Annotated in this window: 8 protein-coding genes; 7 read left to right on the forward strand and 1 reads right to left on the reverse strand. The window is 57.7% G+C overall.

Annotated elements, in window-relative coordinates:
• Positions 1-17 precede the first annotated feature (17 nt).
• Positions 18-1,358: a glucarate dehydratase gene (gene gudD / locus LGL98_RS04925; RefSeq protein ID WP_136029384.1), complete on the forward strand. Its 1,341-nt coding sequence runs from the start codon at positions 18-20 to the stop codon at positions 1,356-1,358.
• A 72-nt stretch (positions 1,359-1,430) separates the two neighbouring features.
• Positions 1,431-2,570 (forward strand): glycerate kinase, encoded by a 1,140-nt coding sequence (locus LGL98_RS04930; protein ID WP_136029386.1) that lies wholly within the window; start codon positions 1,431-1,433, stop codon positions 2,568-2,570.
• Between the two features lie 292 nt (positions 2,571-2,862).
• Here LGL98_RS04930 and barA read toward each other — a convergent pair whose 3' ends face one another.
• Complete coding sequence (gene barA / locus LGL98_RS04935; protein WP_136029388.1) at positions 2,863-5,613, reverse strand: two-component sensor histidine kinase BarA; 2,751 nt, start codon at positions 5,611-5,613, stop codon at positions 2,863-2,865.
• Positions 5,614-5,725: 112 nt separating this feature from the next.
• Here barA and rlmD point away from each other — a divergent pair, with 112 nt between their 5' ends.
• The 5 genes from rlmD to eno all read left to right on the forward strand — a co-directional run bounded on the left by rlmD (position 5,726) and on the right by eno (position 13,590).
• Positions 5,726-7,030 carry a 23S rRNA (uracil(1939)-C(5))-methyltransferase RlmD gene (rlmD, locus tag LGL98_RS04940; RefSeq protein WP_136029390.1) on the forward strand — a complete coding sequence of 435 codons (1,305 nt, stop codon included), beginning with the start codon at positions 5,726-5,728 and terminating at the stop codon, positions 7,028-7,030.
• 121 nt (positions 7,031-7,151) lie between these two features.
• Positions 7,152-9,389 carry a GTP diphosphokinase gene (gene relA, locus LGL98_RS04945; RefSeq protein WP_136029392.1) on the forward strand — a complete coding sequence of 746 codons (2,238 nt, stop codon included), beginning with the start codon at positions 7,152-7,154 and terminating at the stop codon, positions 9,387-9,389.
• 111 nt (positions 9,390-9,500) lie between these two features.
• A complete protein-coding gene (gene mazG / locus LGL98_RS04950; RefSeq protein WP_136029394.1) occupies positions 9,501-10,292 on the forward strand; it encodes a nucleoside triphosphate pyrophosphohydrolase in 792 nt (263 codons plus the stop codon).
• 280 nt (positions 10,293-10,572) lie between these two features.
• Positions 10,573-12,210, forward strand: coding sequence for a glutamine hydrolyzing CTP synthase (gene pyrG / locus LGL98_RS04955; RefSeq protein WP_136029395.1), 1,638 nt, complete (start codon positions 10,573-10,575; stop codon positions 12,208-12,210).
• A gap of 81 nt (positions 12,211-12,291) precedes the next feature.
• A complete protein-coding gene (eno, locus tag LGL98_RS04960) occupies positions 12,292-13,590 on the forward strand; it encodes a phosphopyruvate hydratase (protein ID WP_025713721.1) in 1,299 nt (432 codons plus the stop codon).
• The last annotated feature ends 49 nt before the right edge of the window (positions 13,591-13,639 follow it).

A 13,639-nucleotide genomic window follows, 5' to 3' on the forward strand; every position in this document is an offset into this window, starting at 1 on the left:
TTAAAAAGGATGATGCTATGACGACTTTCACTTCAACACCTATTGTTACGACCATGCAGGTGATCCCGGTTGCTGGCCATGACAGTATGCTGATGAACCTGAGTGGCGCGCACGCCCCGTATTTCACCCGTAATATCGTGATTATCAAAGATAACGCTGGCCATACCGGCGTCGGTGAAATTCCGGGAGGTGAAAAAATTCGCCAGACGCTGGAGGATGCCATTCCGCTGGTGGTGGGCAAAACGCTGGGCGAGTATAAAAACGTGCTCGGCGCGGTACGCAACCAGTTTGCCGACCGCGACGCCGGGGGCCGGGGCCTGCAGACCTTCGACCTGCGTACCACCATTCACGTGGTGACCGGCATCGAAGCCGCACTGCTGGACCTGCTGGGCCAGCACCTTGGCGTCAATGTCGCTTCCCTGCTCGGCGATGGCCAGCAGCGCAGCGAAGTGGAAATGCTGGGCTATCTGTTCTTTATCGGGAATCGCCATGCGACGCCGCTGGCCTATCAGAGCCAGCCGGATGAGCAGTGCGAGTGGTATCGCCTGCGTCATGAAGAGGCGATGACGCCGGATGCGGTGGTCCGCCTGGCGGAAGCGGCGTATGAAAAATACGGCTTCAACGACTTTAAGCTGAAGGGCGGCGTGCTGGCCGGTTTTGAAGAAGCTGAAGCGATCAGCGCCCTGGCGAAGCGCTTCCCGAACGCCCGTGTCACCCTCGACCCGAACGGCGCCTGGCTGCTGGAGGAAGCCATTCAGATTGGTAAACAGCTGAAGGGCGTGCTGGCCTATGCGGAGGATCCGTGCGGCGCTGAACAGGGCTTCTCCGGCCGCGAAGTGATGGCCGAGTTCCGCCGTGCGACAGGCCTGCCGACCGCCACCAATATGATCGCCACCGACTGGCGGCAGATGGGACATACGCTGTCCCTGCAGTCGGTGGATATCCCGCTGGCGGATCCGCACTTCTGGACCATGCAGGGGTCGGTGCGCGTAGCGCAGATGTGTCATGAATTCGGCCTGACCTGGGGTTCGCACTCTAATAATCACTTCGACGTGTCGCTGGCGATGTTTACCCATGTTGCCGCGGCGGCACCGGGTAAAATTACCGCTATCGATACCCACTGGATCTGGCAGGAGGGTAACCAGCGTCTGACCAAACAACCTTTTGAAATCAAAGGCGGTATGGTGCAGGTTCCGAGTACCCCGGGCCTGGGGGTTGAGCTGGATATGGACCGCGTGATGCAGGCAAATGAGCTATATAAGAAACATGGTCTTGGCGCCCGCGACGATGCGATGGCGATGCAGTATCTGATCCCGGGCTGGACCTTTGACAACAAGCGTCCCTGCATGGTGCGCTAAATGGCCGCCGGCCTCTGCGGGGGCCGGCATTGCGCGACAGCGCCAGGAGTTGGCTCAGAGTAAGGACAGCACATGAAAATAGTGATCGCACCGGATTCCTGGAAGGAGAGTCTGAGCGCGCTGGAAGTGGCCACGGCGATAGAGCAAGGCTTTCGCGAGATTTATCCTGATGCGGAGTACGTCAAGCTGCCGGTTGCCGACGGTGGGGAAGGGACGGTGGAAGCTATGGTGGCGGCGACCGGCGGGCATCAGGTTCCGCTGATGGTCACCGGGCCGCTGGGAGAATCCGTTGAGGCATTTTATGGGCTATCCGGCGATCGCCAGTGCGCCTTTATCGAAATGGCGGCCGCCAGTGGGCTGGAGAGCGTCCCGCCGGCGCAACGTAATCCGCTGCTGACCACTTCCTGGGGCACCGGGGAGTTAATCCGCCATGCGCTGGACGCCGGCGTGCGGCAGATCATTATTGGTATTGGCGGTAGTGCGACCAATGACGGCGGCGCTGGCATGGTGCAGGCGCTGGGGGCGAAACTGTTGACCGCCGATGGCGAGCAAATCGCCTCCGGAGGTGGTGCGCTGGAGACGCTGGCGCGTATCGACCTTAGCGAACTCGATCCGCGGCTGGCAGATTGCCAGATTGACGTCGCCTGCGATGTCACCAACCCGTTGACCGGCCCGCAGGGGGCCAGTGCGGTGTTCGGCCCGCAAAAAGGAGCGACGGCGCAGATGATCGACCGGCTCGACAGCGGCCTGCAGCACTATGCCCGGATCATCGCCCGCGATTTAGATATCGACGTGCTGAGCCTTGAGGGCGGGGGTGCGGCGGGCGGCATGGGCGCGGCACTGTATGCGTTCTGTGGTGCTCAGTTGCGTCCGGGCATTGAGATTGTCACCGATGCGCTGCAGCTGGCTGAGCGGGTGGCGGATGCCGATTTAGTGATCACCGGCGAAGGGCGTATCGATAGCCAGACGATCCACGGCAAGGTCCCGGTGGGAGTGGCGAAGGTAGCGAAGCGTTTTAACGTCCCGGTGATCGGCATTGCCGGCAGCCTTACCGCCGATGTTGGCGTCGTGCATCAGCACGGGCTGGATGCGGTATTTAGCGTGTTGTATACCATTTGTACCCTCGATGAAGCGCTGGCCAACGCTGCCGCCAACCTGCGAATGACGGCGCGTAACGTAGCCGCGGTTTTGCAGATGGGTGATAAGCGGTAATGGGTGCATCCCGGCTGGCGCAGTGGTATTTGTAGCCCGGATAAGGTGCGTAGCACCGCGATCCGGGAACCGTCCCCGGTGGCGCTTACGCTTACCGAGGCTACCAACCGAATACCGGACCGTAACACTGCGATCCGGGAACCGTCCCCGGTGGCGCTTACGCTTACCGGGGCTACCAACCGAGTACTGGACCGTAACACTGCGATCCGGGAACCATCCCCGGTGGCGCTTACGCTTACCGGGGCTACCAGCCGAATACCGGACCGTAGGGCGTAGCGCCGCTATCCGGGGTTTACACCCCCATCCGGCACGCTTCGCGCGCCACATTATCCATCTCATCTAACAGCTCAAGCAGCTCCGGCTCCAGATCCTCGGCGGCGGTGCCTGCCCGCAGCTGACTTTCCAGGGTATGACAAAGCTTTTTGAGTCGCGGCACGCCGCTATAGCTGCAGCTGCCGTGCAGTTTGTGGATCAGATCCACCAGCCCTTCCGGCTCTTCGCCGACCAGTTGCTCTTCCACTTTATTTCTCACCTCCGGCATAAAGGCGATCAGCATTTGCAGCATTTCCCGGGCCAGATCCGGCTTCATAGCCGCCTGACGCAGCGCCAGCTGCCAGTCGAGCGTCTGGTTATGGTCGATAACCGGCTCGGCAGGCGCTACCGCCGCCGGGGTGACGTTATGCAGGCCGGGCTGATAGCGTAGCAGCAGAGCGTGCAGTTTCTCTTCTTCAATTGGCTTCGCCAGATAATCGTTCATGCCGGCGCTCAGTAACTTCTCACGCTGGCCTTCCAGAGCATGCGCGGTGACCGCAATAACCGGCGTTTGTTGATGATGTGACAGGTGATGAATAAGCTCGCAGGCGCGGATGCCGTCCATATCCGGCATCTGAATATCCATCAGGATCAGATCCATCTGCAGCTGCTTGGCCTTGTCCACCGCCTGCTGGCCGCTGTCGCAGAGGATCACCTGCTGCACGAGGTCGTCCAACAGGGCGCCAATCAGCTTCAGGTTAGCCGGGTTGTCGTCGACGGCCATCACGGTCATTGGCAACTTATGACTGTCGACCTGCATCAGCGGTGCGGAGGCAAGCGCGTGGCTGGTAGCCACCAGCGCCGGTAACAGACGGGTGGTGGTGAGCGGTTTCAACAGGCAGGCAGCAACGCCATCGCGCTTCAGGGCTTCGGCGCTGACCTGGGCATGACATGGCAGAGCGAGCAGCACGTTGTCAGACATTGCGCAGGCTTTGACTAATTTTTCCCGGTGCGGCGATAAATCGCGCATTGAGACCGGGATGCCGACCAGCAGAATGTCATACTGCGCTTCCGCCAGCGAGGAGAAGGTAGGGCTATAAACCACCTCAAGCGGCGTGGCGGCCAGCATCTCCAGCGTACATTGCGCCGCCGTCGCGTTGGCCTCCACATAGGCCAGACGCTTGCCCGCCAGCCCGTCGGTGTTTAGCATATCCGGAATAGCGTTCGGGTTGAGATCGAGGCTGATATGGAACCAGAAGGTAGACCCGCGGTTCGGCTGACTGTGGAACGAAATATCCCCGCCCATCTCCTTGACCAGCCGCTGGGTGATCACCAGCCCAAGCCCGGTGCCGCCGTGACGGCGTGAAATGCTGGCATCGGCCTGACGGAAGGCCTGGAACAGTCGGGACTGATCGCGCTCGGGGATGCCGATGCCGGTATCGTGGATCTGAATTTCGATCTGTACCCGCGAATTACTGATGGCCCGCTGCTCCACCAGCACGTCGATATTGCCGTGCTCGGTAAATTTGATGGCGTTGCCCACGAGGTTGGTCACAATCTGCTGCAGACGCAGCGGGTCGCCGATGACGTTATCCGGCACATTGTTCTTAATGTTCAGCGTCAGCTCCAGCCCTTTATCATGCGCGGAATGCGCCAGCAGGGTGACCACTTCATCAAGCGAGGTGCGCAGCAGGAACGGAATACTCTCCAGAATGAGCTTCCCGGCTTCCAGCTTGGAAAAGTCGAGCACGTCATTGATGATCGCCAGCAGATTGTTGGCCGAACGTTCGATGGTGGTCAGGTGGTCGCGCTGCGTGGCGTTGAGATCGGTTTTCAGCGTCAGGCGGGTAAAGCCGATCACCCCATTGAGCGGGGTGCGCAGTTCGTGGGACATATTGGCCAGGAACTCAGACTTAATGCGCGCCGCCTCCTGGGCGCGCTTTTTCGCCAGGTCCAGCTCGACGTTCTGGATCTCCATCTGCTCAAGCGTTTCCCGTAGATCGGAGGTCGCCTGGTCGACGTTGTGCTGCATCTCCTCATGATACGCCGCCAGCGACATGGCCATCGAGTTAATGCCATTTTTTAGCATATCCAGTTCGCCGAGCATAAAGCCCTCGACGCGGCTGTCCAGCTGCCCGCGGCGGATGCGGTCAACGGTATTGACCATATTGCGGATGGGGCCAGTGACGTCGCGCATCAGGCGCCAGCCGAAGATCAGCGCGATGCCGATGCAGAACAGCATCATCACGCTGGAGATGAAAATTTCTTTGTACTGCTGGAGGCGGACCGATTGCAGATCTAGCTCCAGCGCGACATAGCCCAGCATATTGCCCGGCATTTTGGCATCAGATTCGGGGGATTCATCCGGAGAATAGCTTTCCGAAACAATCGGCGTGCGCAGGATCATCATGTCGCCGTCGCGGATGACGCTGAGATGGCGGGGGAACGCTTCGCCTTTCGGGATCTGGAGTTCGCTGGGATTCAGATGGTAATTGGAGGTGACAAACAAGCGGTTATGCGAATCGTACACCGAAATGGCCCGCACGATCTCGGAGTGACGACGATGCAGAACGCTGATCAGCTGGCCGATGGATTCGCGGTTTTGCAAGTTCATGCCATATTCGCTGGAGACCGCCAGTGGTTCGATAATACTGGCGCCAGCGTCCTCCAGCTGGCGTTGCAGGTCGTTATAACGATGAGCAACAAAGAAAATACTGAGCAACAACCCAATCAGGACGGTTGGCGCCAGAATCAGAATCATCATGCGAGCACGCAGGCTGTAGTTGGTCATGCGGTTCCATTATGGGAGAATATAGACATCATCGTTCGGTGCGCGTCGGTGCGCCTCGCGGCGCTGTCGCTCTGAACGAGCTCGTTTTATTTGATTGAGACAACTCTCTACGATGGCGCAATTCTACTCTGCAAAACGGCGTGTGACGACGCGCCAGATCATAACCGTTACAGTCAATGACCTCGATCCCTTTGGTCAGGGCGTTGCCCGCCACCAGGGAAAAGCGCTGTTTGTCGGCGGCGTGCTGCCCCAGGAGCAGGCCGAGGTGGTGCTGGTGGAAGACAAAAAACAGTATGCCCGCGCCGAGGTAAAACGCCGTCTAACCGACAGCCCGCAGCGCCAGGCGCCGCGCTGCCCGCATTTTGGCGTCTGCGGCGGCTGTCAACAGCAGCATGCCAGCGTGCCGCTTCAGCAGCAAAGTAAACGCGCCGCGCTGGGGCGACTGATGAAGCGCGAGGTGGATGAAGTCATCGCCGGCGCGCCGTGGGGCTACCGCCGTCGCGCGCGCTTGAGCTTGAATTATCAGCCGAAGACCCAACAATTGCAGATGGGTTTTCGCCAGGCCAATGCCAAAGCGATCGTCGATGTGGTGCAGTGCCCTGTTTTGGTGCCCCAACTTGAGGCATTGCTGCCCGCCGTGCGCGAGTGCTTAGGCGCGCTGAGCGCATTACGTCATCTCGGCCACCTCGAGCTGGTGCAGGCGGATAACGGCCCGCTGATGGTACTGCGTCATACCGCGGAGCTGCCGGCAGTTGACAGGGAAAAACTGGAACGCTTTTCGCAAACTCACGGTCTTTCCCTGTACCTCGCGCCGCAAAGCGAGATACTGGAACATATTCATGGCGAAGCGCCATGGTATACCTCAGACGGACTACGCTTAGTGTTCAGTCCGCGGGATTTTATCCAGGTCAACGACGGTGTGAATCAGCAGATGGTGCGTACCGCGCTGGAATGGCTGGAGCTGCAACCCGAAGACCGGGTGCTGGATCTGTTCTGCGGGATGGGCAATTTTACCCTGCCGCTGGCGACGCGCGCTGCTCATGTGGTGGGCGTGGAAGGGGTGCCGGCGCTGGTGGAGAAAGGGCGGGAAAACGCTGCCCGCAATGGTTTATCAAATGTCACTTTCTTCCATGAAAATCTGGAAGAAGACGTCACCCGTCAGGCTTGGGCGAAGCACGGCTTTGATAAAGTGCTGCTTGACCCGGCCCGCGCCGGCGCGCCGGGCGTGATGCCGCATATTATAAAGCTGGCACCGCGGCGGGTGGTGTATGTTTCCTGCAACCCCGCGACGCTGGCGCGAGACAGCGAAACCCTGTTGCAGGCTGGATATCAGATTCAACGCCTGGCGATGCTGGATATGTTCCCGCATACCGGCCATCTGGAATCAATGGTGTTGTTTGAGCGCAGGCTTACATAAGGTCATTCACAACGTCGCAGAAGAGCCGCCCCGGCCATCAATGCTGACGCGACCTGCAGGATGACATGTAGAAAGTTGAGGCTTGCCGACTTCGGCAGGCCGGTCCCTTAAGGAGAGGACAATGGTTGCGGTAAGAAGTGCACATCTTAATAAAGCTGGTGAATTTGACCCGAAGAAATGGATCGCGAGTCTGGGAATTTCCAGCCAGCAGTCGTGTGAGCGCTTAGCCGAAACCTGGGATTATTGTCGCGAAAAAACGCAAGGACACCCGCAGGCGGACCTGCTGCTGTGGCGGGGCGTCGAAATGGTGGAGATCCTGTCCACCCTGAGTATGGACATCGATACGCTGCGCGCGGCGCTGCTGTTCCCGCTGGCCGACGGCGAAGTCGTCAGCGAAGAGGTCATGCAGGAGACCGTGGGTAAATCGGTCGTGACCCTGATTCACGGGGTGCGGGACATGGCCGCTATCCGCCAGCTGAAAGCCACCCATACCGACTCGGTCTCTTCCGAGCAGGTGGATAACATTCGCCGCATGCTGCTGGCGATGGTTGACGATTTCCGCTGCGTGGTCATCAAACTTGCCGAGCGTATCGCGCATCTGCGCGAGGTCAAGGACGCGCCGGAAGATGAGCGCGTTCTCGCGGCGAAAGAGTGCACTAATATCTATGCTCCGCTGGCGAACCGCTTAGGTATCGGCCAGCTGAAGTGGGAGCTGGAAGATTACTGCTTCCGCTATTTGCACCCGGCGGAATACAAGCGCATTGCCAAACTGCTCCACGAGCGCCGTATCGACCGCGAGCATTACATCGAAGAGTTCGTCGGCCACCTGCGCTCAGAGATGAAAGCTGAAGGGGTCAAGGCCGAGGTCTATGGCCGGCCGAAGCATATCTACAGTATCTGGCGCAAAATGCAGAAAAAACACCTCGCTTTCGACGAGCTGTTTGACGTTCGCGCGGTGCGTATTGTGGCTGAGCGTTTGCAGGATTGCTATGCCGCGCTGGGGATCGTCCATACTCACTACCGCCATCTGCCGGATGAGTTTGACGACTACGTAGCTAACCCGAAACCCAACGGTTACCAGTCTATCCATACTGTGGTGCTGGGGCCGAGCGGCAAGACAGTAGAGATTCAGATCCGCACCCGGCAGATGCATGAAGATGCCGAGCTGGGCGTGGCCGCGCACTGGAAGTACAAAGAGGGCGCGGGAGCGGGCACCGGCGGTGGCCGTGGCTATGAGGATCGCATTGCCTGGCTGCGCAAGCTGATTGCCTGGCAGGAAGAGATGGCCGACTCCGGCGAAATGCTCGACGAAGTGCGCAGCCAGGTCTTTGACGACCGGGTGTATGTCTTTACGCCAAAAGGCGACGTGGTGGACCTGCCGGCGGGGTCGACGCCGCTTGACTTTGCCTACCATATCCACAGCGACGTCGGCCATCGCTGCATCGGCGCCAAAATTGGCGGCCGCATCGTGCCGTTCACCTACCAGTTGCAGATGGGCGATCAGATCGAAATTATTACCCAGAAGCAGCCGAACCCGAGCCGTGACTGGCTGAACCCGAACCTCGGCTATGTAACCACCAGCCGCGGACGTTCGAAGATCCACGCCTGGTTCCGTAAACAGGACCGCGACAAGAATATTCTCGCCGGTCGGCAGATCCTCGACGACGAGCTGGAGCATCTGGGCATCAGCCTGAAGGATGCGGAAAAGCACCTGCTGCCGCGCTATAACTTCAACGAGCTTGATGAACTGCTGGCCGCCATCGGCGGTGGCGATATCCGTCTCAACCAGATGGTCAATTTCCTGCAGGCGCAGTTCAACAAGCCGAGCGCCGCCGAGCAGGATGCGGCCGCGCTGAAGCAGCTGCAGCAGAAAACCTACGCGCCGCAGAATCGCACTAAGGACAATGGCCGGGTAGTGGTGGAAGGGGTAGGCAACCTGATGCACCATATTGCCCGCTGCTGCCAGCCGATCCCGGGCGACGAAATCGTCGGCTTTATCACCCAGGGGCGAGGGATTTCCGTGCATCGCGCCGACTGCGATCAGCTGGCTGAACTGCAGTCGCATGCCCCGGAGCGCATCGTCGATGCGGTATGGGGCGAAAGCTACTCGGCGGGCTACTCGCTGGTGGTCAGGGTGGAGGCGAACGATCGCAGCGGTTTACTGCGCGATATCACTACCATCCTCGCCAATGAGAAGGTGAACGTGCTGGGCGTCGCCAGCCGCAGCGATACCCGTCAGCAGCTGGCAACCATCGATATGACCATTGAGATTTACAACCTGCAGGTGCTGGGCCGGGTGCTCGGTAAGCTTAACCAGGTGCCGGATGTGATCGACGCGCGCCGTCTGCACGGCGGTTAATTCGTCTGTAGGCCGGATAAGGCGAAGCCGCCATCCGGCAATTTCGCAACGTCGGATAAGGTCTAAACGCCTTATCCGGCCGACTATTTTTAAAATTTCCAGGATTGTCACATGACTCAAATTGACCGCTTGCTCGGCATCATGCGCCGCCTGCGCGACCCGGAAAATGGCTGCCCGTGGGATAAAGAGCAGACTTTCGCCACCATCGCTCCGTATACCCTCGAAGAGACCTATGAAGTGCTGGACGCCATTTCGCGAGAGGATTTTGAGGACCTGCGCGGTGAGCTGGGCGATCTGCTGTTCCAGGTGGTGTTCTATGCGCAAATGGCGCAGGAAGAGGGACGCTTTAACTTTGACGATATCTGCACCGCCATCAGCGACAAGCTGGAGCGTCGCCATCCGCATATCTTCGGCGAGGCATCGGCGGGCAATAGCGCGGAAGTCCTGGCTCGCTGGGAGCAAATCAAAAGCGCCGAGCGGGCGGAAAAAGCCCAGCATTCGGCACTGGACGATATTCCCCATAGCCTGCCGGCGCTGATGCGCGCGCATAAAATCCAGCGCCGCTGCTCGGCAGTGGGTTTCGACTGGACCTCGCTTGGGCCGGTGCTCGACAAAGTGCATGAAGAAATTGATGAAGTGATGCATGAAGCGCAACAGGCGGTGGTGGATGAAGCAAAACTGGAAGAGGAAGTGGGCGATCTGCTGTTTGCCACGGTGAATTTATCCCGTCATTTGGGCGTCAAAGCCGAGGTGGCGCTACAGAAAGCAAATCTCAAATTTGAGCGTCGCTTCCGTGAAGTCGAGCGTATTGTCGCCGCCCGCGGCCTGGAAATGACCGGCGTCGACCTCGATACCATGGAAGAAGTGTGGCAGGAAGTAAAACGCCAGGAAACTGATCTCTAACGGGTTTTCGTGATCAAGCGCGATTTGTGTGATTTTATAAATAACAAGCGCTTGATTTACGTCAAAAACATTTCGCCAAAAGCGTCTATTTTCTCTTTCCGTTATGTCGTTGAAACACCATGTAGCCTGCCTCTTCGAGTTGTTCGAGTCGCAACACAGGTGCAACTTGAAGAACGAAGGGGAGGGGAAGAATGAAAGTTTGTGGCGTCACGCATGTTCGGGTATACTACTTTCCCGTCCTGGTTATTCCATCGTTTTACCCTAACTTCTCAGGTTCAGCATGACAACGAACTATATTTTTGTGACCGGCGGGGTCGTATCCTCTCTGGGTAAAGGCATTGCCGCAGCCTCCCTGGCAGCCATTCTTGAAGCCCGTGGTCTCAACGTGACCATCATGAAACTGGATCCGTATATCAACGTCGATCCGGGCACCATGAGCCCAATCCAGCATGGGGAAGTGTTCGTTACTGAAGACGGCGCAGAAACCGATCTGGACCTGGGCCACTATGAGCGTTTCATTCGCACCAAGATGACGCGCCGCAACAACTTCACCACCGGCCGTATCTACTCCGACGTGCTGCGCAAAGAGCGTCGTGGCGACTACCTGGGCGCGACCGTACAGGTTATCCCGCACATCACCAACGCGATCAAAGAGCGCGTGCTGGCGGGCGGCGAAGGCCATGACGTGGTGCTGGTGGAAATCGGCGGTACCGTAGGCGATATCGAATCCCTGCCGTTCCTCGAAGCCATTCGTCAGATGGCGGTAGAGATCGGCCGCGAGCATACTCTGTTTATGCACCTGACGCTGGTGCCGTACATGGCCGCTGCGGGCGAAGTCAAAACCAAACCGACCCAGCACTCTGTTAAAGAGCTGCTCTCCATCGGTATCCAGCCAGATATCCTGATCTGCCGCTCCGATCGCGCGGTTCCGGCCAACGAACGAGCGAAAATTGCTTTGTTCTGTAACGTTCCGGAAAAGGCTGTGATTTCTCTGAAAGACGTCGATTCCATTTATAAAATTCCGGGCCTGTTGAAATCTCAGGGGCTGGACGATTATATTTGTAAACGATTCAGCTTAACTTGTCCGGAAGCAAACCTGGCCGAATGGGAACAGGTAATCTATGAAGAAGCTAATCCGGCAGGCGAAGTCACCATTGGTATGGTCGGTAAGTACATTGAACTGCCGGATGCCTACAAGTCGGTGATTGAAGCGCTGAAACACGGTGGTCTGAAAAACCGCGTGACCGTCAACATCAAGCTGATCGATTCGCAGGATGTGGAAACGCGCGGCGTCGAAATCCTTAAGGATTTAGATGCTATCCTTATCCCGGGCGGCTTCGGCTACCGCGGTGTGGAAGGTAAGATCGCCACCGCGCGCTATGCGCGTGAGAACAATATTCCTTATCTGGGCATCTGCCTGGGTATGCAGGTTGCGTTGATTGAGTTTGCGCGCAACGTAGCGGGTATGGAAAACGCCAACTCAACGGAATTTGTGCCAGACTGTAAATACCCGGTTGTGGCCCTGATAACCGAATGGCGTGACGAAGATGGCAACGTTGAAGTTCGCTCTGAGAAGAGCGATCTGGGCGGCACCATGCGCCTGGGCGCCCAGCAGTGCCAGCTGGATGATGCGTCTCTGGTACGCCAGTTGTACGGCGAGCCGACCATCACCGAGCGCCATCGTCACCGCTACGAAGTCAACAACATGTTGTTGAAACCGATTGAAGCTGCCGGTCTGCGCGTTGCGGGCCGTTCCGGGGATGATCAGTTGGTCGAGATCATCGAAGTGCCGAACCATCCGTGGTTTGTGGCCTGCCAGTTCCACCCGGAGTTTACTTCGACGCCGCGTGATGGGCACCCGCTGTTTGCCGGCTTTGTGAAAGCCGCGAGCGAGTACCAGAAACGCCAGGCGAAGTAAAAAGAGTTAGAACGGCAATGCACCCATTTGGGTGCATTGTTTGTCTGGAGTTTTAGTTTAACTTGTACTGAGGAAAACCTAATGTCCAAAATCGTTAAAGTCATCGGTCGTGAAATCATCGACTCCCGTGGTAACCCGACTGTTGAAGCCGAAGTACACCTGGAAGGTGGTTTCGTCGGTATGGCAGCTGCTCCGTCAGGTGCTTCTACTGGTTCCCGCGAAGCGCTGGAACTGCGCGATGGCGACAAATCCCGTTTCCTGGGTAAAGGCGTAACCAAAGCTGTTGCTGCGGTAAACGGCCCGATCGCTCAGGCAATCCTGGGCAAAGATGCTAAAGATCAGGCTGGCATCGACAAGATCATGATCGACCTGGACGGTACTGAAAACAAATCTAACTTCGGTGCGAACGCTATCCTGGCTGTTTCTCTGGCAAACGCCAAAGCAGCTGCAGCGTCCAAAGGCCTGCCGCTGTACGCGCACATCGCGGAACTGAACGGCACTCCGGGCAAATACTCCATGCCGGTTCCGATGATGAACATCATCAACGGTGGTGAGCACGCTGACAACAACGTCGACATCCAGGAATTCATGATTCAGCCGGTTGGCGCGCCGACCCTGAAAGAAGCTGTACGCATGGGTTCTGAAGTGTTCCATCACCTGGCTAAAGTGCTGAAGTCTAAAGGCATGAACACTGCTGTTGGTGACGAAGGCGGCTACGCGCCGAACCTGGGTTCTAACGCCGAAGCGCTGGCTGTTATCGCTGAAGCGGTTAAAGCTGCTGGTTACGAGCTGGGCAAAGACATCACCCTGGCGATGGACTGCGCAGCATCTGAATTCTACAAAGACGGTAAATACGTTCTGGCTGGCGAAGGCAACAAAGCGTTCACCTCCGAAGAATTCACTCACTTCCTGGAAGAGCTGACCAAACAGTATCCGATCGTTTCCATCGAAGATGGCCTGGACGAATCTGACTGGGATGGTTTCGCATACCAGACCAAAGTTCTGGGCGACAAAATCCAGCTGGTTGGTGACGACCTGTTCGTAACCAACACCAAGATCCTGAAAGAAGGCATCGAAAAAGGCATCGCTAACTCCATCCTGATCAAATTCAACCAGATCGGTTCTCTGACCGAAACTCTGGCTGCAATCAAGATGGCGAAAGACGCTGGCTACACTGCTGTCATCTCTCACCGTTCTGGCGAAACTGAAGATGCGACCATCGCTGACCTGGCTGTCGGTACTGCTGCAGGCCAGATCAAAACTGGTTCTATGAGCCGTTCTGACCGCGTTGCTAAATACAACCAGCTGATTCGTATCGAAGAAGCGCTGGGTGAGCAAGCGCCGTTCAACGGTCGTAAAGAGATCAAAGGCCAGGCTTAATCCTGTCTTTGTGAAATAATAATGCCAGCCTTAGGGCTGGCATTTTTTT

It is taken from the genome of Klebsiella africana (assembly GCF_020526085.1).
GTDB classification, from domain to species: domain Bacteria; phylum Pseudomonadota; class Gammaproteobacteria; order Enterobacterales; family Enterobacteriaceae; genus Klebsiella; species Klebsiella africana.